Below are 26,290 nucleotides of genomic sequence, written 5' to 3'. Positions count from 1 at the left end.
GCGGTGGGCGAGGTGGCGGGCCAGGGGCAGCCAGGCCTCGATCGCCCGGTCCCGCAGCGCCGCGCGCCGGCGGTCCCCGGCGGGCGTGGCGGCCATGGCGTCCAGCAGATCCGCGGCGCTCTCCGGCGCGGTGTCACTCACCGTGCCGGCCTTCGGGGCGGTAACGGTCATAACGGTGGTCCTCCATCAGCGGGCAGAGAGCCGTGCCCGCACGCGGCGACCGTTCACTCCCTCCCACGCTAGCCGCTCGGGGGAGCGTTGACTAGCCGAAAGTATGAGTCACGTTAGGTGACACCAGCACCACCTGCCTCGGCGGTGCCCCGCGGAGGATGGCACGATTCGATCCCGGGTGCGCGTGGGTACACACACCGCGACGCGCCGGGGACGCAGATCCGCAACGCACCGGGGACGGAGAACGGGACATGGCCATCCTGGGCATCGACATCGGCGGTTCCGGCGTGAAGGGTGCGCCGGTCGACACCGGGCAGGGCACGTTGATCGCGGAGCGGTTCCGCGTACCGACGCCGCAGCCGGCCGACGTGACGCGGGTGGTCGAGGCGGTCGCGGAGGTCGCCGGCCGGTTCGACGGGTACGACCGGGTCGGGGTCACCTTCCCCGGCGTGGTGGTCGACGGCGTCATCCGGACCGCGGCCAACGTCGACAAGTCGTGGGTCGACGCCCCGGCGGCGCGGCTGTTCACCGAGCGGCTCGGCCGGCCGGTGTCGGTGCTCAACGACGCGGACGCCGCGGGCGTCGCCGAGGTCGCCTTCGGCGCCGGGCGCGACGAGCGCGGCCTGGTGATGATGCTGACCTTCGGTACGGGCATCGGCAGCGCCCTGTTCCTCGACGGCACCCTGATCCCGAACACCGAGCTCGGCCACCTCGAGCTCGACGGCCGCGACGCCGAGCTGCGCGCCTCCGACCGCGCCCGCGAGCAAGAGGACCTGAGCTGGGAGCAGTGGGCCCCGCGGGTCCAGGACTACCTGCGGCACGTGGAGATGCTGCTGTCCCCGCGGCTGTTCGTCATCGGCGGCGGGGTGAGCAAGAAGGCGGACAAGTGGCTGCCGCTGATCGAGATCCGCACCCCGATCGTCCCGGCCGCGCTGCTGAACAACGCCGGCATCATCGGCGCCGCGGTCACCGCCGGACAGGCGGGTGGCCGCCCGGGCGCCGTCCGCGTCGAGGCCGACCGCCCGGCCGCCGAGGACGTCGCCGCCGGCGCCCACGAGGGCTGAGCGGCGCCGCGCCTCAGGGGCGGGAGTGCTGCTCGGTGGGGGTGAGGACGAGCTCCTGGTCGGCGGCGCCGGTGCAATGGGTCTGCACCGCCTCGGCGCCGGCGCTCGTCTCCGCGGGCCCGCCGAGTATGCCGACGCACAGGCCGCTGTGCACCGGCCGGAGCCGGTAGCCGCCCGGCACCGGGGCGTCGACCGCTTCCAGCAGGTACCGCTGGTGTGCGGCGCCGGTGCAGTCCGCCGGGGCGAGCAGGGCCCCGTCGCCCGGGTACGCCTCGTCCACGGTCAGGCACCCCAGGCTCTGTCTCGGGTGACGCCATTGGATCTCGACGACGCCGGGGCCGGCCGCCCGCAGGTAGGTGTCGGGGGAGACCCGGTCGCAGGGCCGCTGCACCGCCAGCGGCCGGTCGGTGCGGCCGTTGCGTTCCCGCCCCTCGCCGAGGCACAGCCCGTGCCCGTCGACATGAGCCGGACGCAGCAGATACCAGCCGTCGGCGAGGGGCGACGATGCCGGCGCCGCGCCGGCGCCGCCTCGGCGCGGACCTTCGGCGCCGCTCGGTGCGGCACCCTTGCCGTCCCCGCTGTGCAGGCCGTCGCCGGCGATCACAGCGACCACGCCGGTCGCCGCGAGCAGCGCGGCCACCGCCACCACCGCCCGGAGGCGACGGCCGGCGGGTGCCCCTGCCGGCGGATTCTCCGCGGGGGCCGCCGGCGCCGGCATGGACTCCGGCGTCGCCTCGTCTGCGGCGCCGGACGGCCGGGAGGAGACCATCGGGGGCCGAGGAGGGATCGTGGCACCGGGCGCCGGGGCGGGGGTCCGGCCGGCGGCGAGGGCGTCCCGCGTCGAGACCCATTGCGCCACCGCGGCGTCGCTCAGCCCGCACGCCCGGGCGAAAGCGGTCACCACCTGCTGCCGCGGCAGGGTGGAGCGGCCCAGGGCGGAGGCGATGGTGCTCGACGGCAGGACGTCTCCGGAGGCCTCGGCCTTGGCGGCGAGCTGCCGGTAGGTCAGCCCGGACCAGGCGCGCAGGGCACGCAGGGCCGTCACGTACTCGGCAGGTGTCGCCGCCGCCTCGGGGCTGGGCGCGTTCGGGTCGGCCTCGGGCACGTCGCTCCTCGCGGATATCGATGCGTCGCGATATCCGCCGAGCCTAGCCGAGCGGGCGTGGCCTAGGCGGCGACGCCGGCCGCGCCGGACTCCCGGCCGTCGGGCACGGCCAGGAGGTAGCACAGGTCGTCGCGGTGCATCTCGGCCACCGGTTCGAGCAGGTCGGGGTGGCGCAGCAGGCGCGCGGCGGCGCTCTCGCGCTCGTCCGGGGCGGTTAGGCGGCGGAACTCGGCGGGGAGGTCTCCCACGGAGCGGCGCGGGCGGGGGCGGGCGCCGGCCGGGTCGCGGCTCGGCGGGACGGCGGCGGCCACCGCGTCGACCGCGCGGGCGGCCAGCAGCGGGTCGGCGAGCAGGCAGGCGGCCCAGCTCACCACGACCTCGTCGACCCAGGTGCGCCAGCCCTCGTCCTCGGCCATGTCGTCGTCGGGCTCGCTGCCGGTGCGCCAGTCGAGCACCGCCGAGCCGCCCGGGCCGGCCATGGCGACCAGCTCGGCGTCGACCGGGGTGGGGTAGCGCAGCCACGCCGCCACGGTGATCGCCTGGCGGGCCTGGAGCTCGTTGAGGGTGGGGGCGACGCGGTCGCCGCCGGTCGCCGGGTACGCCCGGACCAGCCAGTGCGTGCTGGCCGCGATGACCGGCGACAGCGCGGTCGACGGACCCGCCATGTGTCTCCCCCAGGGCTTCGGTGCGCCCCGTCGGCGGGGTGCCTCACCGCTACAGCTCGGCGGGCCGTCCCGGGCCATGAGTACCCTCGCCCCGATGGCAACGCACGGCAACCGGCGCGCAACGATCGTCGCGCGGGTGGACTCCGGGACCGCGACCCTGGAGCCGGACCCGGAGCGCGCCCGGGGCTGGACCCTGTGCGTGGACGGGGTCCCGCAGTCGTACGTCGATCTGGGCGATCCCACGCATCTGGCCTTCGAGTACGTGCGCCGGCTCGCCACGGTGCTGCGGGTGGGTGCGCCTGCGGCCGTACCGTTGCGGGTCCTGCATCTCGGTGGCGGCGCCCTGACGCTGCCCCGCTGGATCGCAGCGACGCGGCCCGGGGCCGTGCAGACCGTGGTGGAGCAGGATGCGGCGCTGCTCGCGCTCGTGTCCCGCACGCTGCCCTGGCCGCCGGAGGTCACCGTGTGCCCGGGTGAGGCCCGGGAGTTCGTGGCGGGCGCCGCGCCGGGCGGTTACGACGTGATCGTCACGGACGTGTTCCAGGGTGCGGCGCTGCCGGCGAGCGTGGCCACCGTGGGGTTCGCGGCCGCGGCGGCGCGGCTGCTGGCACCCGGCGGCCTGCTCGCGATGAACCTGACCGACGTCCCGCCGCTGTCGCACTCGCGCATCCAGACGGCGACGCTGCGCGCGGCGTTCGGCGACGTGGCCCTGATCGCCGCGCCGGGGCTGCTGCGGGGGCGCCGGGCCGGCAACGTGGTGCTCGCCGCGGCGGCGCGGCCCGGCTCGCTGCCCGTCGCCGCGCTCGCCGCTGCGGGCGCCCGCGACCCGCGGCCGGCCCGGGTGTGGCACGGCACCGCCCTGACCGAGTTTCTGGGTGGGGCAAAGGCGCGCCTCGACGGGTACGCGTGAGCTACCTCCGGTAGGTTGAACAGCACCGGACGCACGGCCGTTTGCGCTTGCTCCACTGCGGAGAAACTAGCGACGACGGCGGCTGCATTTCGCCCGTCTCCAAGCACCCTCCCGCGCATTCTGACTACGGTGGAGATCATGACCGGACGCTTTCCCATCGAAGACGTGACGCCGTCCGTGTCCTGCGGCCGCTATCCCGCGAAGGCTGTGGTGGGCGAGCTCGTCCCCGTTTCGGCGGTGTCCTATCGGGAAGGCCACCACGCGCTGGGCGTGAACGTGGTATGGACCGGCCCGGACGGCGAGGCCCGGCCGTTCACCCGGATGCGGCCGGGCGAGCCCGGCCTGGACCGCTGGCACGGGGTGATCCGGCCGGACCGGGTGGGCCGGTGGACGTTCACCGTCGAGGCGTTCGACGACCCCTACCAGACCTGGCGCAACGCGGTCACCAAGAAGATCGGCGCCGGGCAGGGCGTGGAGGACCTCGCCAACGACCTGGCCGAGGGCGCCGAGGTGCTGGACCTGGCCACCAAGATCGTGCCGCAGGAGCACGAGGAGCGGGTGCGCGACGCCGCGGCGGCGCTGCGCGACGACCAGCGCTCGCTGTTCTCCCGGGTCTCTCCCGCGCTCGAGCTGGAGGAGCTGCTCTGGGACAACCCGGTGCGCCAGCTCGTCACCACCACCCGGTCGTACGCCATCTGGGTGGATCGCAAGCGCGCGCTCTTCTCGTCCTGGTACGAGTTCTTCCCGCGCTCGGAGGGCGCCGAGATCGGTCCCGACGCGACGCCGATCAAGCACGGCACCTTCGCGACCGCCGCCCGGCGGATCCCGGCGGTGGCGGCGATGGGCTTCGACGTGCTGTACCTGCCGCCGATCCACCCGATCGGCAAGATCAACCGCAAGGGGCGCAACAACACCCTGGTGGCCCGCCCGGAGGACGTCGGCTCGCCCTGGGCGATCGGCTCCGACGAGGGTGGCCACGACGCGATCGAGCCCAAGCTCGGCACCCTGGAGGACTTCCGGGCCTTCGTCCGTACGGCGAACGAGCACGGCCTCGAGATCGCCATGGACCTCGCCCTGCAGGCCGCGCCGGACCACCCCTGGGTCCGCGAGCACCCGGAGTGGTTCACCACCCGCGCCGACGGCACCATCGCCTACGCCGAGAACCCGCCCAAGAAGTACCAGGACATCTACCCGCTGAACTGGGACAACGACTACCACGGCCTGCGCGAGGAAGTGCTGCGCGTGGTGCTGCACTGGGTCGCGCAGGGCGTCAAGATCTTCCGCGTCGACAACCCGCACACCAAGGCCCTGAACTTCTGGCAGTGGTGCATCGCCAAGGTCAAGGCCGTCGACCCCGACGTGCTGTTCCTCGCCGAGGCGTTCACCCGGCCCGCGATGATGAACGGGCTCGGCAAGATCGGCTTCACCCAGTCGTACACGTACTTCACCTGGCGCACCACGGCCTGGGAGATGCGGGAGTACGTGGAGCAGCTGAAGTCCTCGATCGACTGGATGCGCCCGAACTTCTGGCCCAACACCCCGGACATCCTGCACGAGACGCTGCAGCACGGCGGCCCGCCGATGTTCAAGATCCGGACGGTGCTGGCGAGCATGCTCTCGCCGTCCTGGGGCATGTACTCGGGACTGGAGCTGTTCGAGCACGTGGCCCGGCCGGGGGCCGAGGAGTACATCGACAACGAGAAGTTCGAGCTGAAGCCGCGCGACTGGGCCGGCGCCGAGCGGGCCGGGCGCTCGCTGGCGCCGTACATCACCCGCCTGAACACCATCCGGCGGGAGAACCCGGCGCTGCACTGGCTGCGCAACACGGAGTTCCACGAGATCGACAACGCCGAGCTGCTGTGCTGGTCCAAGCGCGATCCGGAGTCCGGCAACACCGTTCTGGTGATCTGCTCGTTCGACTCCGCGAACGTGCAGTGGGGCAACACCACGCTCGACATGCCGGCGCTGGGCATGGACTGGCACGAGCGCTTCGACGTGGTCGACCAGATCACCGGGGCCTCGTACGAGTGGAGCCAGCACAACGCCGTCCGGATCGATCCGTACGTCGAGCCGGCGCACGTGTTCGTGGTGCACCCGCGCCGCTGAGGCGCACGCGAAACGAAGTTCCTGCGGGGTGGGGTAGGTGAAACGTCTGATGGATGTGACGAACGACCTCGGCGATACCGTCGAGCACGATCCCGCGGAGGGCAGCCACGTCGAGGACGGTGTGGTCGAGCACCCCACCGCGGACGACTTCGGGCACGCCCGCACGTTGCCGGCGGACCGCACCTGGTTCAAGCGCGCGGTGTTCTACGAGGTGCTCGTGCGCGCCTTCTACGACTCCAGCGCGGACGGCTCCGGCGACCTGCGCGGGCTCATCGAGCGCCTGGACTACCTGCAGTGGCTGGGCGTCGACTGCCTCTGGCTGCCGCCGTTCTACGACTCGCCCCTGCGCGACGGCGGCTACGACATCCGCGACTTCTACAAGGTCCTGCCCGACTTCGGCACCGTCGAGGACTTCGTCGCGCTGCTCGACGCGGCGCACAAGCGCGGGATCCGGGTCATCACCGACCTGGTCATGAACCACACCTCCGACTCGCACGCCTGGTTCCAGGAGTCGCGCCGCGACCCCGACGGCCCGTACGGCGACTACTACGTCTGGAGCGACACCAGCGAGCCGTACTCCGAGGCGCGGATCATCTTCGTGGACACCGAGGAGTCGAACTGGACGTTCGACCCGGTGCGCCGCCAGTTCTACTGGCACCGCTTCTTCAGCCACCAGCCGGACCTGAACTACGACAACCCGAAGGTGCAGGAGGCGATGCTCGACGTCCTGCGCTTCTGGCTGGACCTGGGCATCGACGGCTTCCGGCTGGACGCGGTGCCCTACCTGTTCGAGCGCGAGGGCACCAACTGCGAGAACCTGCCCGAGACGCACGCGTTCCTCAAGCACTGCCGCAAGGTCATCGACGACGAGTTCCCGGGTCGGGTGTTGCTGGCCGAGGCGAATCAGTGGCCGGCCGACGTGGTCGAGTACTTCGGCGACCCGGAGACCGGCGGCGACGAGTGCCACATGGCGTTCCACTTCCCGCTGATGCCGCGGATCTTCATGGCGGTGCGCCGCGAGTCGCGCTTCCCGATCTCCGAGATCCTGGCCCAGACGCCCGGCATCCCGGACATGGCACAGTGGGGCATCTTCCTGCGCAACCACGACGAGCTCACGCTCGAGATGGTCACCGACGAAGAGCGCGACTACATGTACGCCGAGTACGCCAAGGACCCGCGGATGAAGGCGAACGTCGGCATCCGCCGGCGCCTCGCCCCGCTGCTGGAGAACGACCGCAATCAGATCGAGCTGTTCACCGCCCTGCTGCTGTCGCTGCCCGGCTCGCCGGTGCTGTACTACGGCGACGAGATCGGCATGGGTGACAACATCTGGCTGGGTGACCGCGACGGCGTCCGTACGCCGATGCAGTGGACGCCCGACCGCAACGCCGGCTTCTCGACCGCCAACCCCGGCCGGCTCTACCTGCCCGCCAACCAGGATCCGATCTACGGCTACCAGTCGGTGAACGTGGAGGCCCAGCGCGACAGCTCGACGTCGCTGCTCAACTGGACCCGTACCATGCTGGCCGTCCGGCGCCGCCACGACGCGTTCGCCATCGGCACGTTCCGCGAGCTCGGCGGCTCCAACCCGTCGGTGCTGGCGTACCTGCGCGAAGCGGGCGACGACGTGGTGCTGTGCGTCAACAACCTCTCGCGGTTCCCCCAGCCCATCGAGTTGAACCTGCAGCACTGGAACGGGTACACCCCGGTCGAGCTGACCGGGCACGTGAACTTCCCGCGCATCGGCCAGCTGCCGTACCTGCTGACCCTGCCGGGACACGGGTTCTACTGGTTCCAGCTCTGCGGTTCCGAGGAGAAGCAATGACGCTGCCCTTCGCCGAATGGCTGCCCCAGCAACGCTGGTACGCCGGGCGCAGCCGGACCCTCGCGTCCGCCGAGCCCGGCTCGGTGACGGCCCTGCGCGACGACCTCGACCTGATGCTGGTCGACGCCACCTACACCGACGGCAGCTCGGAGCGGTACCAGGTGCTCGTGGCCTGGGACAACGGCCCGATCTCCGAGTACAGCACGGTCGCCACGATCGGCACCGACAACGACCGGACCGGCTACGACGCCCTGTACGACACCGAGGCGGCCAAGCACCTGCTGTCGCTCATCGACTCCTCGTCGATCGTCGGCGACGTGGTCTTCAGCAAGGAGCCCGGCACCACGCTGCCGCTGGACGCGGCACCCCGGGTCTTCGACGCCGAGCAGAGCAACACCAGCGTGATCTTCGAGCAGGAGGCGATCCTCAAGATCTTCCGGCGGGTCGACTGCGGGATCAACCCCGACATCGAGCTCAACCGGGTGCTCGGCCGGGCGGGCAACCCGCACGTGGCCCGGCTGCTCGGTTCCGTCGAGATGGGCTCCGAGACCGCGCCCTGCCCGCTGGCCATGGTCACCGCGTACGCGGCCAACTCGGCCGAGGGCTGGGCCATGGCCACGGCCAGCGCCCGCGACCTGTTCGCCGACGCCGAGCTGCGCGCCGACGAGACCGGCGGCGACTTCGCCGGGGAGTCGTACCGGCTGGGCGAGGCGGTCGCCTCGGTGCACCGCACGCTCGCCGAGGAGCTGGGCACCGGCCCGTCGCCGTTCCCGGTCGACGCCGTCGTGGCCCGGCTGAACGCCGCCGCCGGCACCGTGCCCGAGCTGCGGGAGTACGTCCCGGTCATCGAGGAACGGTTCCGCAAGCTGACCGGCGAGCAGGTCACCGTCCAGCGGGTGCACGGCGACCTGCACCTGGGCCAGGTGCTGCGCACCCCGCAGGCGTGGCTGCTCATCGACTTCGAGGGCGAGCCGGGCCAGCCGCTGGAGGAGCGCCGGATGCCGGACTCGCCGCTGCGCGACGTCGCCGGCGTGCTGCGCAGCTACGAGTACGCCGCGTACCAGCTGCTGGTGGACCAGGACGACGAAGAACATCTTGCCGCGCGGGCGCGCGAATGGGTCGACCGTAACCGGGCATCCTTCTGCGACGGGTACGCCGCCTCGGCCGGCGCGGACCCGCGCGAGCAGGGCGCGCTGCTCGCGGCGTACGAGCTGGACAAGGCGGTTTACGAGGCCGCGTACGAAGCCCGGCACCGGCCGGGATGGCTGCGGATCCCGCTGCGGTCCATCTCCCGGCTCGTCGGCTGACACCCCGGAGGAAGAAACCGATGATCGGGCAGACCACGCCCCCGCCCTCGTCGCCGCCCATGCCGGGCGGCGCCGACCAGCGCATGCTGCACGCCGTCGTCTCGGGCGACACGCACGACCCGCACTCGCTGCTGGGCGCGCATCCCGCCGGCGGACGCACGGTGATCCGGACCATGCGCAAGGGCGCGAAGAACGTCACGGTGGTCGCCGGCGACGAGCGTACGGAGATGACCCAGGTGCATCCCGACGGCATCTTCGCCGCCGAGCTGCCCGGCTCCGTGCTCGACTACCGGCTCGACGTGGACGGCACCGTCTGCGACGACCCGTACCGGCATCTGCCGACGCTGGGCGAGCTCGATCTGCACCTGATCGGCGAGGGCCGGCACGAGAAGCTGTGGACGGTGCTCGGCGCCCACCCGCGCGGTGACGGCGTCGCGTTCGCCGTGTGGGCGCCGTCCGCGCGCGGCGTGCAGGTCGTCGGCGACTTCACCGGCTGGGGCCCGTACGACGGCTGGCCGATGCGCTCGCTGGGCAGCAGCGGCGTCTGGGAGCTCTACGTGCCCGGCACGGCGGCCGGCGCCAAGTACAAGTTCAAGATCCTCGGCCGCGACGGCGTCTGGCGGGAGAAGGCCGACCCGCTGGCCCAGCACACCGAGGTGCCGCCGGCCACGGCGTCGGTGGTCTTCGAGTCCGCGTACGAGTGGCAGGACGGCCGGTGGATGGCCGAGCGCGCCACCAAGCACTGGCACCAGGAACCCACGAGCATCTACGAGGTGCACCTCGGCTCGTGGCGCCCGGGCCTGTCCTACGTCGAGCTGGCCACCCAGCTGGTCGACTACGTGGTGGAGACGGGCTTCACGCACGTCGAGCTGATGCCGGTGATGGAGCACCCGTTCGGCGGCTCGTGGGGCTACCAGGTCACCGGCTACTACGCGCCGACGTCGCGCTTCGGCAACCCCGACGAGTTCCGGTACCTGGTCGACAAGCTGCACCAGGCGGGCATCGGCGTGATCCTGGACTGGGTGCCGGCGCACTTCCCCAAGGACGAGTGGGCCCTGGCCCGCTTCGACGGCACCCCGCTCTACGAGCACGAGGACTGGCGGCGCGGCGAGCACCCGGACTGGGGCACGTACGTCTTCGACTTCGGCCGCCGCGAGGTCCGCAACTTCCTGGTGGCCAACGCGCTCTACTGGTGCGAGGAGTTCCACGCCGACGGCCTGCGCGTCGACGCGGTCGCCTCGATGCTCTACCTGGACTACTCGCGCAAGGACGGCGAGTGGACGCCGAACCAGTACGGCGGCCGCGAGAACCTCGACGCGATCAGCTTCCTGCAGGAGATGAACGCGACGGTCTACAAGCACAACCCCGGCGTGGTCACCATCGCCGAGGAGTCCACGGCATGGCCCGGCGTGACCCGCCCGACCCACCTCGGCGGCCTGGGCTTCGGCTTCAAGTGGAACATGGGCTGGATGAACGACACCTTGTCCTACATGGAGAAGGAGCCGATCTACCGGCAGTGGCACCACCACCAGATGACCTTCGCCACGGTGTACGCCTGGAGCGAGAACTACATCCTGCCGATCAGCCACGACGAGGTCGTGCACGGCAAGGGCTCGCTCACCGGCAAGATGCCCGGCGACCTCTGGCAGAAGCTGGCCAACAACCGGGCCCTGCTCGGCTTCATGTGGGCCTTCACCGGCAAGCAGCTGCTGTTCATGGGCGCCGAGATGGGCGACGAGCGGGAGTGGAGCGAGGAGCGGGGCCTCGACTGGGACCTGCTCGCCGACGAGAGCCGCGGCGGCGGCATCCACCGCCTGATCAAGGACCTGAACCGCGCCTACCGCGAGACCCCGGCCCTGTGGACGCAGGACACCACCCCGAGCGGCTTCCGCTGGATCACCTCCGAGGACTCGCAGCACAACACGTTCTCGTTCCTGCGCTTCGCCCCCAACGGCGACACCCTGGCCTGCGTGGTCAACTTCGCGGCCATCCCGCACGAGGGCTACCGCATCGGCCTGCCCCGCGCGGGCGTGTGGCGCGAGATCATCAACACCGACAGCTCCCTCTACGGCGGCTCCGGCGTGGGCAACCTGGGCGAGGTGCACGCCGAGGCCGTGCCCTGGCACGGCCTGCACGCCTCGGCGTCGCTGCGCGTGCCCCCGCTGGGCGCGGTCTGGCTCCGCCACGAGGGCTGACCCCACCACGGACGGCGGCGGACCCGATGCGGCCGCCGCCGGTCGGCGACCTGCCGCATCCCTCCCACCGCGGCAGCCGTCAGCCCGCCCAGGCGACCCCGGCGACCCAGAGTCCCAGGCACAGGATCATCCAGCTGGTGACGGCGGCGACGGATCCCGCCAGGACCGGCATCTGCCACGTGCGGGTGAGGTGCCGGCAGAGCGGCACCGCCACGAGCAGGCTCGCCGCCAGGCCCGGGGCCATGCCGAGCACGACGGCACCGGCGTCCATCGGCTCGGTGGGACATCCGAAGTCGCCGGCGCACGGCGTCACGCGGCCCTGGACCTCGGTGAAGCCGGGTGTCCTGCCGGCCGCCGACATGTTGACGATCATCACCAGGACGCCCGGCAGCAACCAGACCACCGCGTACCAGGAAGCGAGCGCCGTATAGGCGCGCCGCATCCGGCCACCTGCGCGCTCCTCGGTCACGATCGGCAGCCTAGGCGGTGTCTTCAAACAGGCATGGACAGTCGTCCGCTGAGGCATGAGAAGGCCCGCCGGCCGATGCCGTGGTAGCGGCGGATTCAGGCGACGTTGCCGGTGACTTCCTCGGCGTGGCGCAGGACCGCCAGGCGATGCTGCGCCTGGCGGTCCTGCTGCTGTTCGAGCTAGCCGGCGGTGAGGGCTTCCCGGCGGTGGGCTGCCGTCCCCGAGCCGGAAGAACGGTGACAGCGCCGGCCGCTCAGCGGGCGCCGCTGGTCTGCCAGTTGAGGCGGGTGAGCAGCTGCCGGGCGCCGTCGGCGACGTCCGCGTCGACGATCACCGCGTACTGGGCGGCCTGCAGCGAGCTGCGCGACGAGAAGTCGCGCCGGCCGCCGCTCATGGCCTGCGCGATGGCGCCGAAGACGGCGCCCCAGAGCGCGCCGACGATCAGGCCGAGCAGGATCACGCTGACCCAGCCGGTGTCGCTGAAGAGACCGAAGAAGAGGCCGATGAACAGGCCGAACCAGGCGCCGCTGGCGGCGCCGGCGAGGGCGGCGCGACCGACGGTCACCCGGCCGAGGACGTTCTCCACCAGCCGCAGGTCGGTGCCGACGATGCTGGTCCGCTCGACCGGGAACTTGTTGTCGGACAGGTAGTCGACGGCCTGCTGCGCCTGCAGATAGTTCGGGTACGTCGCCACCGAGACGGTCGGAGCGGGATACCCGCCCTGCGCGGCCGGGTCGACGGCGGGTGTGGCCGGCACGCCGGCCGGGCCGGGCGGGACGGTGCCGGACGCGCCCGGCATGGTGGGGTCGGTGGGGGTGGACATCGGTTCCTCCTACGGGGGGTCAGCCGCGGCGATCGCCGGCGGCGAGTCGTATCCAGATCGCGAAGACCCCCGCCACCGCGGCGGTGATCGCCGCCACGCCGGCGGCGAAGGCGAGGCTTCCGGGGACGAGGTCCGGGGCGGCCCAGCGGGCGACCAGGACGGCGCCCAGGCCGAGCAGCGCGCCGGCGGCGCCGAGCGCGCCCACGACGGCGAACAGCACCGTCGCCGTGCGGTTGGGGCGGGTGGTGGCGCCCGCGACGCCGGTGCGCCGGGCCCGGACCAGGGCCGACGCCAGCGCGCCCCAGGCCAGGACGATCAGCAGGGCGGCGACGGTGTCGCTCGGGCGGTGCCATTCCGCCCACACCGTGGCGACCGCGATGGTGGTCACGTATCCCGCCCCGGCCAGCGCGACCGTGCCGCGGACCGCGAACGGCAGGACCAGCACCAGCGCGAACGCCACCGCGGCGGCGGCCGTCGTGTGGCCGCTCGGGAACGAGTTCGGCGCCGGGAAGCCGTCGAGGTCCGGGCGGTCGAGGCGGGTCTTGAGCAGCTGGGTGGTGACGTTGGCGCCGAGGACCAGGACCGCCGCGGCGACGGCCAGGTCGGCGCGGCGGCGGACCATGCCGATCGCCGCCGCCGCGAGGCAGACGGCCACCAGGCTGACCAGGGTCGTGGCGTCGAGCGCGCGCCGCAGGAGCTGCTCGATCCGCTCGTGGTGCACCTCCGCGCCGCGCATGACGAGCGTGTCGGCGCTCTGCCCGGGCGCGGTGCGCACGCACACGTAGTAGACGAACGCCGCGGCCGCGGCGGCCAGCACGGCGACGCCCGCGCGGGCGATCACCGGCGTCACCCCGCGGCCGGTGCCGGTGCCGGCCGTCCGCGCCGGGCGTGAAGCCAAGGCCGTCATCGGTGGGTGTCCTCCTGAACGTCACGACTGGGCGGTTCCGCAATGCCCACCCGGCGCGGTTCTCAAGCGCGCGAGTGGGGGTTGCCACGAAGCCCGGCGCAACTCGACTGCAACCGCGCGCGCTCTCGGCCCGCAACGGCTCCCCGAGATCTTCGTACGGAGCCCGAAGCAAGGACGCCGATCGAGGGGACGTACATGCTGCACACCGCCCGCCGACTGCTCACCGGTCCGCTGCTGGTCGCCGCTCTCGGCGCCGGCGTGGCCGTGGCGCCGGAGGCCGCCGTGGCCGCTGGAGTCTCCGCTACCGTGCAGGTGAGCACCTCGCTGAAGGTACGGTCCGCGCCGTCGCTCGCCGCCAAGGCGATCGGCACGCTGCGCAACGGCGCCAAGGTGACCGTCTCCTGCGCCGTGACCGGCCAGAACGTCCGCGGCTCGGTCCGCACCACCACCGCCTGGGACCGGCTGAGCACCGGCGGGTACATCTCCCACGCGTACGTGAAGACCTCGCGGACGCTGTCGCGCTGCGCCGCCTCGCCGACCGCGGTGCCCCCGAAGGCGAAGCCGGTCAGCAGCTCCGCCGCCAGGAAGTACGTGGTCGGCACGGTCCGCAGCCTCGAGGGCCGGGTCAACCTGCGCTCCGGCCCGTCGACCTCGTCGTCGATCCTCGGCACGGTCGCCAACGGCGAGAAGGTCGACCTGGTCTGCGCCGTGGCCGGGCAGAACGTCGACGGCTCGGTCCGCACGACGACCCAGTGGGACCGCACCTCGACCGGCCGCTACATCTCCCACGGCTACATGTACTCGGGCCCGCTCAAGGCCTGCACCGGCTCGTCGGTCCCCGCGCCGTCGGTGTCGCTCACCCCGGAGCAGTTCATCAAGAACTCCGTGCCGGGCGCGCAGCGCGGCTGGCGTGAGTACGGCGTCCCCGCCTCGGTGACGATCGCCCAGGCGATCCTCGAGTCCGGCTGGGGCCGCAGCGGCCTCGCCTCGGTCGACAAGAACTACTTCGGCATCAAGTGCCAGAACGGCTTCTACGGCAAGCTGGCGAACGGCTGCCACACGTACCGGACCCAGGAGTGCACCAAGGCGGGCAACTGCTTCTCCACCTCGGCCGTCTTCCGCACGTACGCCACGCAGTCGCACTCGTTCCGCGACCACGGCAGCTTCCTGCGGGTGAACTCGCGCTACAAGCCGGCGTTCGCCTACACCAAGAACGCCAACAAGTTCATCTGGAAGGTCTGGAAGGCCGGCTACGCCACGGACCCCAACTACTACACCAAGGTCACCGGCATCATGGCGTCCTGGAACCTGTACCAGTACGACACCTGGAAGTAGCTCGCTCGTCCTCACCCCCGTCGGCGGAACCCGCGCCGACGGGGGTGATTCGCGTTTTATGCTCCTTTCGGTGGGAAGCAGGGATACGGCAGCGCAGGACGACACCGGAACGCGGCGTGCCCGCTTCGTCGGTACCGCCCTCGCCGCGCTGGTCCTCGTGCCCGGCCTCGCCGTCACCGCCGTCGCCGCCGGAGCGCTGCGCGACAACCAGCGCGCGCAGGCGGACCGGGTCATGGACCAGCGCACCGCGGTCGCCCGTGCCGCCGTCATCGGCGAGACCGGGCGCTACCGCGACCTCATCCAGGTCGTCGCCGCCGGCCTGGGCACCGACGACCGGCTCACCGCGGCCGACTTCGCCGCCGCCACCGCGCCGCTGGACCGGGCCGGCCTGGTCGGCGCCACCTCGGTCGGCTTCGTGGTCGCCACCCCGCCCGGTCAGGTCGCCGCCGCGCAGCGGCTCTGGCGCTCGCGCGGCGCCACGGACCTCGTCCTGCGGCCCCGGGGAACGCCGCGGGAGCACCTGTTCACGGTGCTGCGCCGGGACCTGAACAACGGCGGCCCCGGCCCCCTGGGCGTCGACATCGCGTCCGCCCCCGAGGCGGCCGGGGCGCTCGCCGAGTCCCGGCGGACCGGGCAGCCCTCGGTGTCCGACGCCTACGTGCTGCTGCGCGACCGGAGCCTGCCGGCGCCGCGGCAGCAACTCTCGTTCCTGTTCGCGGCGCCGGTCTTCGGTGCCGGTGCGGTGCCGGTGTTCCGCGGGTGGCTGGCGCTGGGGCTGCGCGGGCGGGACTTCCTGGGCGGCGTGCTGAGCACGGCGAGCCAGGGGCTGCTCGACGGCGAGCTGTACGCCACCGACGCCGGCGGGCGCCGCGTCCTGGTGGCCGCGTACGACGCCCGGGGCCGCCGGGATCTGGTCCGGCGAGCCGGCTTCCCGGTCGCCGACCGGCAGTGGGCGCTGATGACCGCCGCCGACGCGCGCTATCTGCCGGGGGCGCGCAGCAGCACCCCGGCAGCCGTGCTGCACGGCGGCATCGCCGTCAGCGTCGTGCTGGCGGTGCATCGTCTGGGTCCTGGCCACCGGCCGCTCCCGGGCCCGCGCCCAGGTCCTCGTGGCGACCGCCGACCTGCGGGGCGCCGAGGCGGAGAGCCGCCGCCAGGCCGGGCTGCTGAGCGCCATCATGGCGAGCCTCGGCGACGGCGTCGGGGTGGTCGACGAGCACGGGAGGTTCCTGCTGCACAACCCGGCGGCCAGGGCGCTGCTCGGCGTCGCCGACGACGTCGACGGGCCGGAGGGCTGGCAGGAGCACTACGGGCTGTTCCGCGCCGACGGCCGCACGCCGTTCCCGGTAGAGGAGATGCCGCTGGTCCGCGCGCTGCACGGGGAGACCTCCAACGGCGTCGAGATGCTGATCCGCAACGAGGGCCGGCCGGACGGCATCCTGGTCAGCGTCGACGGCCGCCCGCTCGATCCGAGCGCCGGGCTGCGCGGCGCGGTGGCGGTCTTCCACGACATCACCGAGCTGCGCCGCTACGAGACGGACCTCGCCGTCTTTGCGGGGGTGGTGGCGCACGACCTCAAGGCGCCCCTGTCGGTGATCCGCGGGCACTGTGAGAACGCCGCCGACGAGCTCGCCGACGGCCCGCCGGTGCCGGAGGTCACGGCGGCCCGGGCCTCCCTGGACCGCATCATGCGGGCCGTGGACCGGATGGCCGCGATGATCGACACGCTGCTGGCCTACACGACCGCGCGGGACGCGCCGCTCGCCCGGCGGGCCGTGCCGCTCGGCCCGCTGGTGGCCGACGTGGTCGAGCAGCGCGCCGAGCAGCCGCGGCCCGCCGGTACGCCGCCGCCGGAGATCTACGTGGGGCCGCTGCCGGTGGTCGAGGCCGACCCCGCGATGCTGCGGCACGTGCTCGACAACCTGGTCGGCAACGCCCTCAAGTACGTCCCGCCGGGCCGCCCGGCCCGCATCGACGTCTCGGCGGCTCCCGCGGAGGCGGGCTGGACCCGCATCGAGATCGCCGACCGGGGCATCGGGATCCCCGCGGAGGACCAGCCGGACATCTTCGAGGCCTTCCACCGCGCCCGCAGCGCCGCCGGGTACGCCGGCACGGGCCTCGGCCTGGCGATCTGCCGGCGGATCGTGGAACGCCACGGCGGCACCATCGGCGTGGCGGACAACCCCGGCGGCGGTACCCGCTTCTTCTTCACCCTCCCGCTGGCCGCGGCGGCGCCGGACGCGCAGGCCGCCCTCGACCGGGCTCTCGCCGAGCGGGCCACGATCGCGCAGGCGGCCCTGCCCCGGCCGGCGGAGGACGGCGCGGAACCCGGGCTCAGGCCGGCCGGGACGGCATCAGATCGGCCACGCACGCCAGAAGCTGGGCCGGCAGGAAGGGCTTGAGCAGCGTCGCGCTGGCACCGACCTCGCCGGCCCGGGCGTCGCCGGGCAGCAGCGAGCCGCTGGCCAGCACCACCGGGATGTGCTCGAGGCCCGGGTCGGCGCGGATCGCCCGGCAGAGCTCGAGCCCGCTCATCCGGGGCATGTCCACGTCGGTGATCACGACGTCCGGTTTATGGCGGCGGACGGCCTCGAGGGCCTCCGCGCCGTCGGTGGCCGCGACGACCTCGTGGCCGGCCCGCTCCAGTGCCCGGCGGAGCACGAGCAGGATGTCCTCCTCGTCCTCTGCGACGACGATCATGACTCCCTGCCTCTCCCGTGCTCCGCCTGTCGCAGGCACAAAGAGCGACGCGGCGGGGCGGACACGGGCGGCGGCCGAATCGTTGCCGGATTAATCACCGGGCATTCCGCGCACGGAATGCCTATTGTTGACCCGCCATGTCTGTCACACCCCTGAGCGAGGACCTCGCCGAGCTCCGCCGCAGAGTCTCCGATCTCCTTCCCCGCGACGAGCGCCGGCTCCGGCGCCGGCTCGACGGCATCCGCAAGGTGCGTGACGAGGAAGCCCGCGCGGCCGTGCTCGCCGACATCTCCGGCGAGGTGTCCCGGGCGGAGTCGCGGCGCGAGGCCCGCCTGGCGAACGTCCCCGCCGTGTCGTACCCGGACGAGCTGCCGGTCAGCCAGCGCAAGGACGACATCCTCACCGCGATCCGCGACCACCAGGTCGTGGTGGTGGCCGGCGAGACCGGCTCGGGCAAGACCACCCAGATCCCCAAGATCTGCGTCGAGCTCGGCCGGGGCGTGCGGGGGCAGATCGGGCACACCCAGCCGCGGCGCATCGCCGCCCGCACGGTGGCCGAGCGCATCGCCGAGGAGCTGGGCACGCCGCTGGGCGCGACGGTCGGCTACAAGGTCCGCTTCACCGACCAGGTGTCCGACGAGACCATGATCAAGGTGATGACGGACGGCATCCTGCTGGCCGAGATCCAGAACGACCGCCTGCTGCGCCGCTACGACACCCTGATCATCGACGAGGCGCACGAGCGCAGTCTCAACATCGACTTCATCCTCGGTTACCTCAAGCAACTGCTGCCCCAGCGGCCTGACCTCAAGCTGATCATCACCTCGGCGACGATCGAGACCGGCCGCTTCGCCGAGCACTTCGCCGGTCCTCAGGGCCCGGCGCCGGTGATCGAGGTGTCGGGGCGCACCTATCCGGTCGAGGTGCGGTACCGGCCGCTGGTCGAGGAGACCGAGGAGAGCCGGGAGGAGCCGCTCGACCAGGTCGACGGGATCGCCGCCGCGGTCGACGAGCTGGGGCGCGAGGGCAACGGCGACATCCTGGTCTTCCTCAGCGGCGAGCGGGAGATCCGCGACACCGCCGACGCCCTGAACCGGCGGAACCTGCGCGACACCGAGATCGTCCCGCTGTACGGCCGGCTGTCCGCCGCCGAGCAGCACCGCGTCTTCGAACGCCACACCGGCCGGCGCGTCGTACTGGCGACCAACGTCGCGGAGACCTCGCTGACCGTGCCGGGCATCCGCTACGTCGTCGACCCGGGCACCGCGCGCATCTCCCGGTACAGCAACCGGCTCAAGGTCCAGCGGCTGCCGATCGAGCCGGTGTCGCAGGCCAGCGCCAACCAGCGCAAGGGCCGCTGCGGCCGGACCAGCGACGGCATCTGCATCCGGCTCTACTCCGAGGAGGACTTCGCGGCGCGGCCGGAGTTCACCGAGCCGGAGATCCTGCGCACCAACCTGGCCTCGGTCATCCTCCAGATGACCAACCTCGGCCTCGGCGACCTGGCCGCCTTCCCGTTCATCGACCCGCCGGACCGGCGTAACGTCACCGACGGCGTGAAGCTCCTGGAGGAGCTCGGCGCGCTCGACGCCCGCAAGCTCACCCCGCTCGGCCGCAAGCTGGCCCAGCTGCCGGTCGACCCGCGGCTGGCCCGCATGGTCGTCGAGGCCGGCGAGCAGGACTGTGTCGCCGAGGTGATGGTGGTCGCGGCGGCGCTGTCCATCCAGGACCCGCGCGAGCGGCCCGCCGACCGCCAGCAGCAGGCGGACGAGAAGCACGCCCGGTTCACCGACAAGGAATCGGACTTCTTCACCTACCTCAACCTCTGGCGTTACCTGCGGGAGAGGCAGCGCGAGCTGTCCGGCAACCAGTTCCGGCGCCTGTGCCGCACCGAGTTCCTCAACTACCTGCGCGTGCGGGAGTGGCAGGACATCTACTCGCAGCTCAAGCAGGTGGCCCGGAGCCTCGGCCTGACGATCGTCGAGGACGACGAGCGGGTTCCCGACGGCCGTCGCTTCCACACCGCGCTGCTCGCCGGCCTGCTGAGCCACATCGGGCTCAAGGACGTCGACAAGCGCGAGTACCTCGGTGCCCGCGGCGCCAAGTTCGCCGTCTTCCCCGGCTCGGCGCTGTTCAAGAAGCAGCCCCGGTGGGTCATGGCGGCCGAGCTGGTCGAGACGTCGCGGCTGTGGGGCCGGGTCAACGCCCGCATCGAGCCGGAGTGGGCCGAGGCCCTCGCGCCGCACCTGGTGAAACGCAGCTACAGCGAGCCGCACTGGGAGAAGAAGCAGGGCGCCGTCATGGCGTACGAGAAGGTGACGCTCTACGGTCTGCCGATCGTGCCCCGGCGCAAGGTCGGTTACGCCCGGGTGGACCCGGCGCTGTGCCGGGAGCTGTTCATCCGCCACGCGCTCGTCGAGGGCGACTGGGACACCCACCACGCGTTCTTCGCGGAGAACGCGGCCCTGCTCGCGCGGATCGAGGAGATCGAGAACCGCGCCCGGCGCCGCGACATCAAGGTGGACGACGAGACCGTCTTCGCCCTCTACGACGCGCGGATTCCCGCCGACGTGGTCTCCGCCCGGCACTTCGACGCCTGGTGGAAGAAGGCCCGGCGGGAGAACCCCCAGCTGCTCACCTTCACCCGCGAGCTGCTCGTCAACGCCGGGCGGGACGCGGTGGACCCGGCCGCCTACCCGGACGCCTGGCTCGCCGGCGAGGTACGCCTGCCGCTGAGCTACCAGTTCGAGCCCGGCGCCGCCGCCGACGGGGTGACCGTCCGCGTGCCGCTGCCGCTGCTCAACAAGCTCGACGCCGACGACTTCGGCTGGAACGTGCCGGGCCTGCGCCGGGACATCGTCGTGGCGCTGATCCGCGCCCTGCCGAAGCACCTGCGGACCAGCTTCGTCCCGGTGCCGGACTGGGCCGACGCGGTGCTCGCGCGCATCCCGGCCCGCCGTGGCGCGCTCAGCGACGCCGTCGGCGACGAGCTGCGCCGGCTCACCGGCACCGTCGTGCCGCGCGACGCCTGGCGGCCCGATGCGGTCCCGGACCATCTGCGGATGAACTTCCAGGTGGTCGCCGAGGACGGCGCCGTGGTGGGGGAGGGCCGGGACCTCGACGTGCTGCGCGCCGGCCTGGCCCCGAAGGTGCAGGCCACGATCTCCGCGGCCGCCGGCGACATCGAGCGGCGCGGCATCACCACCAACGACTTCGGTACGCTGCCCCGCTCGGTCCAGCAGGTCCGCGGCGGCTACCAGGTCACGGTGTACCCGGCCCTCGCCGACGAGCGGGACAGCGTGGCCGTCCGGGTGTTCGAGACCGAGGCCGAGCAGCGGGAGGCGATGCGGGCCGGCACCCGCCGCCTGCTCCTGCTGACCCTGCCGCCGGCCGCCCGCTACCTGCAGGGCCGCCTGGACAACCGCGCGAAGCTGGAGCTGTCCCGCGGCAACCCGTACCGCTCGATCGCCGACCTGCTCGACGACTGCGCGGGCGCGGCGGTCGACCGGCTCGTGCAGGACGCCGGGGGCCCGGCCTGGTCGTCGGAGGAGTTCACCGGGCTGCGCGACGAGGTCCGGGCCGAGCTCGTGGAGGCCACCGCCACGGTCGTCACCCAGGTCCGCGCGGTGCTGGCCACCTCGTACGAGATCGGCCAGCGCCTGGGCGCCACCCGCGACCCGGCGCTGGTGCCCGCCCTCACCGACATCCGCTCGCAGCTCGAGGGGCTGGTCCATCCGGGTTTCGTGACCGACACGGGCTGGCGGCAGCTGCACCATCTGCCCCGCTACCTCAAGGGCGTCGCGTACCGGCTGGACCGGCTGGGCGGCAACCTGGCCCGCGACCGGCAGTTGATGGCCCAGCTCCACCAGGTGGAGGGGGAGTACCGCGAGCTGCGCCAGGAGCTCGGCGGCGGGCCGGCCGACGAGGGCCTGCGGGAGATCCGGTGGATGATCGAGGAGCTGCGGATCAACCTGTTCGCCCAGTCCCTGGGGACGGCGTACCCGGTCTCCGACAAGCGGATCTACCGCGCGATGGACCAGCTTCCGGCCTGATCGCGGGCCCGGCGGGTGCGCTGTGGGGAGCGGTCGGGTGCCGTTCGGTTACCCGCCTGTCGCGGGGCGCCGCGAGGCCCTAGCGTCCTTGCCATGACGAACGAATTCCTCGCCTTCGCCCCGGTTTCCGCCGCTCCCGCCGCCGACCCGGCCCGCGCGCTGCTGGACGAGATGATGGCGCGGGTGGGCGTGGACGGCCTCGCCGCCGCGCTCGGTGACGCCGGCCTGCTCGCCCAGGTCGACCAGCACGCCGCCGCCGTCCGCGACGCGCTGCACCAGGCCGGCCGGGAGGTCGACGCCGAGGGGCTGGCCGCGTACGCGAAGTCGATCGCCGCGGCCGCCGAGCGGATGGGCCGGCCCGTGCCGCAGCCCGGCCAGGCGTACGTCTCCGGCACCGCCTGGCTCCGCGCCGAGTGGCACCTGATGCGCCTGGTGGCCGTCTGCATGATCGCCGAGTCGGCCGATCTGCTGTAGTTTATGCCCGAATCGCCGAGCCTATGAGCTTCGCGAGCTTTGGCGGTGAACGTACCGTTTCCGGATGCACCGCTCCGGCAGAATCCTCAGCGCAGTCCTGACCGTTCTCGTTCTTCCCGCACTTGTTCTTCCGGCCGCGAGCTCCGCGGCCCCCGCCGCCGCCGTCACGGTCGCGCGGTACACCTTCGACTCGGGCGCCGTCGCCGCCGGCCGGGTCGCCGACCGCTCCGGCCGGGGCGCCCCCCTCGTGGTGCGCAGCGCCGATCGGGGACGCGTCCACTTCAACGGCACGACCACCGACAAGTACGCCGCCTTCCCCGCGCCCTGCGCCGTGAAGGCCGCCGTCTGCCCCCGCGCCCTGCTGGAGGGCACCGACGATCCCGACCTCGACCCCGGCGCCCGGCTGTTCCGCTGGGGTGCCAGCGTCCGCGTGACGGCCGCCCAGGTCACCGACTCCTCGAACGTCATGCAGAAGGGTGTCGCCGACACCGACAGCCAGTGGAAGCTGCAGATCGGCGCCCGTCAGGCGAAGGCACACTGCGTCGTGGTCGGCCAGGGGGCCCAGCCGAGGATCCACCTCGTCCGCTCCAGCGTCGGCGTCGCCGACAACCGCTGGCACGACATCATGTGCCAGCGCTCCGGCAGCCGGCTGACCGTCTACGTCGACGGGCGCGACCGCGGCCACGTCACCATCCCGGCGTCGCTGTCCATCCGCAACGACCTGCCGCTGCGCATCGGCGGCCCGAACTTCCACACCCGCACCGACATGTACCACGGCCTGCTCGACGACGTGTGGGCGCGCCTCGGCTGACGCCGGCGCACCGGCACCAGGACCCGGACCCGCCGCCTGCACCACCGGCCCGGCACGGCGGGTCCGGACCGAAGGAAGGCCGGGACCCCGGCAAGGGTCCCGGCCTTCCGCCGTGCGCGGACGTTGCTCAGCTGCGGCGGAACGCGTACGACCGGGTGCCGCCGGCCGTGGCCGCGCGGCCGGAGCGAGCCCGGCCGGAGCGTTCCCGCGCGGCCTGGCGCTCGTCTTTGGCGCCGTGGTGAGCCGGGCTCTGCGTCCGGTGCTCGCCCGGGTTCACGCTCGGCACGTCCAGTGCCGCCGCGAGATCCTGGCGCGCGAGATCGTCCGGATCGACGGGTACGGAGAAATCTGCAGGCATGGGGGCCTCCTCGGAGTCGAGGGGGAAGCCGTGGCGAAGAAACGATCGTGATGAGCCCCGGGCACCGGATGCGGCGGACCCACGGCGGACGCGCCGCCGGCACTACCCGCTGGGCGAGGATGCGGCAGAAAGGCAGCGTCTCAGGAGATCATGCCCTTCACCGTAGTCCCGGCCGCGCGGGTGCGCCAAACGGTTTACCGGGCGAGCAGGGAGCGGCCCGTGCCCAGCATCGCCGTAGCGGCCGGGAAGTCGCGCAGCTGCTCGCCGACCAGGCGCAGGCCCACGTCCAGCGCCGCCGGCGGCACCTGCCGGGCCGCGAGGACCACGGCCGTCCACTCCACGAAGTCGGTGAAGACCTGCGCGTCGTCGACGTAGAGCGCCGCGGCCAGGAAGTCCACGATGTGGCCCAGATCCTCCACCGTGGCGTCGTGCTGGCGCTGGTCGTACGCGGCCATCGGCGGATAGGTGGCGGCCAGCCGGTCCAGGGCCGTACGCACGAGATCGCCGCGGCGGCGCACCACGTAGGTGTACTCCTCGTCGCCCAGGAACGCGGTCTCGTACGGGTCGCCCACCACCGGCGGCCAGTTCCGGGCGAGCCGCGTCACGGCCTCCGGGGCACCCGCCGCCCACGCGTCGGCGCCGAGCCGCTGGGCCCAGCGCCCGTCCGGGCCGAAGCCACGGCCGCCGGCGATCACCGGCACGCCGGCCGAGCGGCACGCCGTGATCGCGGCGTGCGCCCGGGGCAGCCGGGTCGCGATCATGCAGCTCAGCGCGACGGCGTCCGGACCGGTCTGGTGCAGATGGGTGACCAGGTGCGGCCCGGGCACGTTCGCGCCGAGGAAGTCGACCCGCCAGCCGTCGAGGCGCAGCATCTCGCCGAGGATGCGTACGGGCAGCGCATGCCACTCGCCGTCGACGCAGGCCATGGTGATCCGGCCGCGGGAGGGCCGGGCCGGGGAGCGGGCCGCGACCGCGGCGAGGGCACGCTCGCTGATCGCCGTCGCCGCGTGCTCGCGGGCGATGGACCACTCGTTGGCCGCCCACAGGTCGCCGACGCGGCCCTGCGCCGGCGCGATCAGGTCCAGCATGATCCGTTGCGGCGCGACGCCGTCGTCCAGGAGACCGGTGACGACCTCGACGGCGCCGTACTCGTCGCCGTCGCCGACCATGCGGAGATAGTGCTCGTGGAGTGCGGGGTCGTCGAGCGAGCGGGCGCTTGTTCCGGGGGACGTGGTCATCAGCGGGTGCGGTTCCTCCGATCACCTCGGCGGGCGTCGATGGCGAAGGGTGACCCGGCCGGGGCGCCGGCACCCATGAGGCTGAGCGGGGTGCGCGTGGGGGCGCGCACGGCCAGCATGGCGATGTCGTCGCGGACGCCGCCGTGCACCCAGTCGGAGACGAGCTGGCGGATGCGCTCCACGGCGGCGTCGCCGGGCATGCCGTGGCAGCTCGCCAGCGCGTCGCGCAGCCGGGCCTCGCCGTACTGCTCCTGGCCGGTCGCGCCGCCGCGGGCCTCGGTGAGGCCGTCGCTGTAGAGCAGGCACATCTCGCCCGGCGCGAGGTCGACCGTGCCCGGCCGTACGGTGATCGTCGGAACGACCCCGATCAGCGTGCCCCGCACCGGCGCCGCCTCGACGGTGCCGTCGGCGCGCAGCACGAGCGGCACCGGATGACCGCCGGTGGCCAGGCTGAGCCGCACCCGGCCGTGGTCGGCGCGGCCGATCGCGCCGACGACCAGGGTCACGAACCGGTGCTGACGGTTGCTGCCCAGCAGCGCCTGGTTGAGCACCTTCAGCATGGCGGCCGGGTCCTCCTCCACCAGGCACAGCGCGCGCAGCGTCTGCCGGATCTTGCCGGTGAGCACCGCGGCCTCGGGCCCCTTGCCGCAGACGTCGCCGAGCACCACCACCGTGTCGCCGCCCGGCTCGTCCGGCTCGAAGACGTCGTAGAAGTCCCCGCCGATCCGCAGCGAGTCGCGGGCGGCCTGGTATGAGCCGATGAGCTCGACCCCGTCCGGGCGGGGCAGCTCGGGCGGCAGCAGGTCGGCCTGGAGGATGGCGGTCGTGTCGACCTGGTCGCGGTAGAGCGCGGCGGCGGAGATCGCGGCACCCGCGCGGGCGGCGAAGATCCGCGCGAGCATCTCGTCCTCGGGCGAGAACGCGGCGGCGGCGCCGCGCCGGGCCAGGATGAGCGCGCCGGCCGGCTCCGCGTTGCCGGGCAGCGGGGTCACGAGCAGCGCGCCGACCGTGCCGAAGTCCTCGGGCAGCAGCCAGAGCGGCATCTGCGACGCGTCCAGCCACCGGCTGGGGATGGGCGGGAAGCCGGCGAGCGCCTCCTCCAGCCCGGGGACCTCGGCGAGCAGCCGCTCGCGCAGCATCCCCTCGGCCACGGAACCGCCGGTCACCAGGCGCATCCACTCGCTCTGCCGGCGGCGTGGCGGCAGCACCACCACCGCGGCGTCCGCCAGGTGCGAGGAGGCCAGCTCGACCGTCGTCCGCAGGCAGCGCCGGTGGTGCAGCGACGCGGAGAGCCGGCGACCCGCCTCGGCGAGGAACAGGGTGCGGGCCCGTTCGGCGCGGTGCTCCTCGGCCCGGCGCATCTCGTCGGTGCAGTCGCGCAGATACCAGGCGTAGTGATCGTCGTCGAGCGGCCGGCGTCGGCCGTGGACCTGGCGGCCGGCGTACTCGTCGGTGAAGGTCTCGGCGCCTTCGGCGATGGCGCGGGCGAGGCCCGACGGGGGCCCGGCGGCGGCGGTGGCGCCCGGTTGCAGATCCGGCAGAAGCTCGGCCGCGGCCGCGTTGACCAGCAGAATCGTGTCGTTCTCGGCGGTGCACAGGATGATCGCCTCGGTCGAGGCGTCGAGCGCCGCCCGCACCAGCGCGGGCGCCGCAGTGGCGGAGGCGGCCGGCGGACCGGTCGCGTGACCGTCACTGCGGTGCCCCTCCGCCTGCAGCGGGAGCTGAGCGGTCACCACGGTCCTCCTCTCTGTCGCCTGTCCGATATGGCACCGCAC

General features: G+C 73.1%; 20 protein-coding genes and 2 pseudogenes. 12 read left to right on the top strand and 10 right to left on the bottom strand.

The genetic code is table 11. From position 1 onward, the window contains the following. Positions 1-171 (bottom strand): annotated as a pseudogene (locus IEY99_RS18550) (RNA polymerase sigma factor SigF); the annotation flags it as partial. Between the two features lie 251 nt (positions 172-422). Between IEY99_RS18550 and ppgK the strand changes: the two are divergent. Continuing rightward, a complete protein-coding gene (gene ppgK, locus IEY99_RS18545) occupies positions 423-1,235 on the top strand; it encodes a polyphosphate--glucose phosphotransferase (protein WP_189204765.1) in 813 nt (270 codons plus the stop codon). A 13-nt stretch (positions 1,236-1,248) separates the two neighbouring features. Here ppgK and IEY99_RS18540 read toward each other — a convergent pair whose 3' ends face one another. Beyond that, positions 1,249-2,340 (bottom strand): XRE family transcriptional regulator, encoded by a 1,092-nt coding sequence (locus IEY99_RS18540; protein WP_189204764.1) that lies wholly within the window; start codon positions 2,338-2,340, stop codon positions 1,249-1,251. Positions 2,341-2,402: 62 nt separating this feature from the next. Further along, the gene (locus IEY99_RS18535) at positions 2,403-3,005 is read right to left on the bottom strand and encodes a hypothetical protein (RefSeq protein WP_189204763.1); all 603 of its coding nucleotides are present in this window, start codon (positions 3,003-3,005) and stop codon (positions 2,403-2,405) included. A 94-nt stretch (positions 3,006-3,099) separates the two neighbouring features. On the opposite strand from IEY99_RS18535, the gene IEY99_RS18530 reads away from it, so the two are divergent. The 5 genes from IEY99_RS18530 to glgB all read left to right on the top strand — a co-directional run bounded on the left by IEY99_RS18530 (position 3,100) and on the right by glgB (position 11,348). Continuing rightward, positions 3,100-3,915, top strand: coding sequence for a spermidine synthase (locus IEY99_RS18530; protein WP_229798899.1), 816 nt, complete (start codon positions 3,100-3,102; stop codon positions 3,913-3,915). A gap of 138 nt (positions 3,916-4,053) precedes the next feature. After that, a complete protein-coding gene (locus IEY99_RS18525) occupies positions 4,054-6,021 on the top strand; it encodes an alpha-1,4-glucan--maltose-1-phosphate maltosyltransferase (RefSeq protein WP_189204762.1) in 1,968 nt (655 codons plus the stop codon). Between the two features lie 49 nt (positions 6,022-6,070). Continuing rightward, positions 6,071-7,846 carry a maltose alpha-D-glucosyltransferase gene (treS, locus tag IEY99_RS18520; RefSeq protein WP_189204761.1) on the top strand — a complete coding sequence of 592 codons (1,776 nt, stop codon included), beginning with the start codon at positions 6,071-6,073 and terminating at the stop codon, positions 7,844-7,846. Then, positions 7,843-9,153 (top strand): maltokinase N-terminal cap-like domain-containing protein, encoded by a 1,311-nt coding sequence (locus IEY99_RS18515; RefSeq protein WP_189204759.1) that lies wholly within the window; start codon positions 7,843-7,845, stop codon positions 9,151-9,153. Before treS ends, IEY99_RS18515 begins: the two co-directional genes overlap by 4 nt. Positions 9,154-9,212: 59 nt before the next feature. Continuing rightward, entirely contained in the window at positions 9,213-11,348 is a 2,136-nt protein-coding gene (gene glgB / locus IEY99_RS18510) for a 1,4-alpha-glucan branching protein GlgB (RefSeq protein ID WP_229798935.1), read from the top strand. 79 nt (positions 11,349-11,427) lie between these two features. Here the strand turns inward: glgB and IEY99_RS18505 are convergent, their stop codons facing one another. The 3 genes from IEY99_RS18505 to IEY99_RS18495 form a co-directional block, all read right to left on the bottom strand. Next, a complete protein-coding gene (locus tag IEY99_RS18505; protein WP_189204754.1) occupies positions 11,428-11,817 on the bottom strand; it encodes a hypothetical protein in 390 nt (129 codons plus the stop codon). 253 nt (positions 11,818-12,070) lie between these two features. Continuing rightward, the gene (locus IEY99_RS18500; protein WP_189204752.1) at positions 12,071-12,640 is read right to left on the bottom strand and encodes a YflT domain-containing protein; all 570 of its coding nucleotides are present in this window, start codon (positions 12,638-12,640) and stop codon (positions 12,071-12,073) included. A gap of 19 nt (positions 12,641-12,659) precedes the next feature. After that, on the bottom strand, positions 12,660-13,547 hold the full coding sequence (locus IEY99_RS18495; protein ID WP_189204750.1) for a phosphatase PAP2 family protein: 888 nt from the start codon (positions 13,545-13,547) through the stop codon (positions 12,660-12,662). A gap of 195 nt (positions 13,548-13,742) precedes the next feature. Here IEY99_RS18495 and gsmA point away from each other — a divergent pair, with 195 nt between their 5' ends. The 3 genes and pseudogenes from gsmA to IEY99_RS34325 all read left to right on the top strand — a co-directional run bounded on the left by gsmA (position 13,743) and on the right by IEY99_RS34325 (position 17,284). Then, positions 13,743-14,882, top strand: a complete 1,140-nt coding sequence (gene gsmA / locus IEY99_RS18490; RefSeq protein WP_189204748.1) for a sporangiospore maturation cell wall hydrolase GsmA — start codon at positions 13,743-13,745, stop codon at positions 14,880-14,882. A gap of 58 nt (positions 14,883-14,940) precedes the next feature. After that, positions 14,941-15,672 (top strand): annotated as a pseudogene (locus IEY99_RS34330) (CHASE domain-containing protein); the annotation flags it as partial. Between the two features lie 319 nt (positions 15,673-15,991). Beyond that, entirely contained in the window at positions 15,992-17,284 is a 1,293-nt protein-coding gene (locus IEY99_RS34325; protein WP_229798897.1) for a sensor histidine kinase, read from the top strand. On the opposite strand, the gene IEY99_RS18480 is transcribed toward IEY99_RS34325, so the two are convergent. After that, on the bottom strand, positions 17,217-17,582 hold the full coding sequence (locus IEY99_RS18480; protein WP_189204746.1) for a response regulator: 366 nt from the start codon (positions 17,580-17,582) through the stop codon (positions 17,217-17,219). The two genes, IEY99_RS34325 and IEY99_RS18480, sit on opposite strands and share 68 nt — an antisense overlap. 137 nt (positions 17,583-17,719) lie before the next feature. Here IEY99_RS18480 and hrpA point away from each other — a divergent pair, with 137 nt between their 5' ends. From hrpA to IEY99_RS18465, 3 genes are all read left to right on the top strand, one after another. Next, on the top strand, positions 17,720-21,634 hold the full coding sequence (gene hrpA / locus IEY99_RS18475) for an ATP-dependent RNA helicase HrpA (RefSeq protein ID WP_189204744.1): 3,915 nt from the start codon (positions 17,720-17,722) through the stop codon (positions 21,632-21,634). Positions 21,635-21,727: 93 nt separating this feature from the next. Continuing rightward, positions 21,728-22,108 carry a DUF6401 family natural product biosynthesis protein gene (locus tag IEY99_RS18470; RefSeq protein ID WP_189204742.1) on the top strand — a complete coding sequence of 127 codons (381 nt, stop codon included), beginning with the start codon at positions 21,728-21,730 and terminating at the stop codon, positions 22,106-22,108. A 64-nt stretch (positions 22,109-22,172) separates the two neighbouring features. Continuing rightward, complete coding sequence (locus IEY99_RS18465; RefSeq protein ID WP_189204740.1) at positions 22,173-22,919, top strand: LamG-like jellyroll fold domain-containing protein; 747 nt, start codon at positions 22,173-22,175, stop codon at positions 22,917-22,919. Positions 22,920-23,046: 127 nt separating this feature from the next. Here IEY99_RS18465 and IEY99_RS18460 read toward each other — a convergent pair whose 3' ends face one another. The 3 genes from IEY99_RS18460 to IEY99_RS18450 form a co-directional block, all read right to left on the bottom strand. After that, positions 23,047-23,277: a hypothetical protein gene (locus IEY99_RS18460; protein ID WP_189204738.1), complete on the bottom strand. Its 231-nt coding sequence runs from the start codon at positions 23,275-23,277 to the stop codon at positions 23,047-23,049. 194 nt (positions 23,278-23,471) lie between these two features. Continuing rightward, positions 23,472-24,515 carry a cobalamin B12-binding domain-containing protein gene (locus IEY99_RS18455; RefSeq protein ID WP_189204736.1) on the bottom strand — a complete coding sequence of 348 codons (1,044 nt, stop codon included), beginning with the start codon at positions 24,513-24,515 and terminating at the stop codon, positions 23,472-23,474. After that, on the bottom strand, positions 24,515-26,248 hold the full coding sequence (locus IEY99_RS18450) for a SpoIIE family protein phosphatase (protein WP_229798896.1): 1,734 nt from the start codon (positions 26,246-26,248) through the stop codon (positions 24,515-24,517). Before IEY99_RS18450 ends, IEY99_RS18455 begins: the two co-directional genes overlap by 1 nt. Positions 26,249-26,290: the final 42 nt, after the last annotated feature.

This window comes from Couchioplanes azureus, assembly GCF_014648355.1.
GTDB classification, from domain to species: Bacteria; Actinomycetota; Actinomycetes; order Mycobacteriales; family Micromonosporaceae; genus Actinoplanes; species Actinoplanes azureus.
The sequence above is the reverse complement of the archived record's forward strand: the minus strand, read 5'-3'. Positions and strand labels throughout refer to the sequence as shown.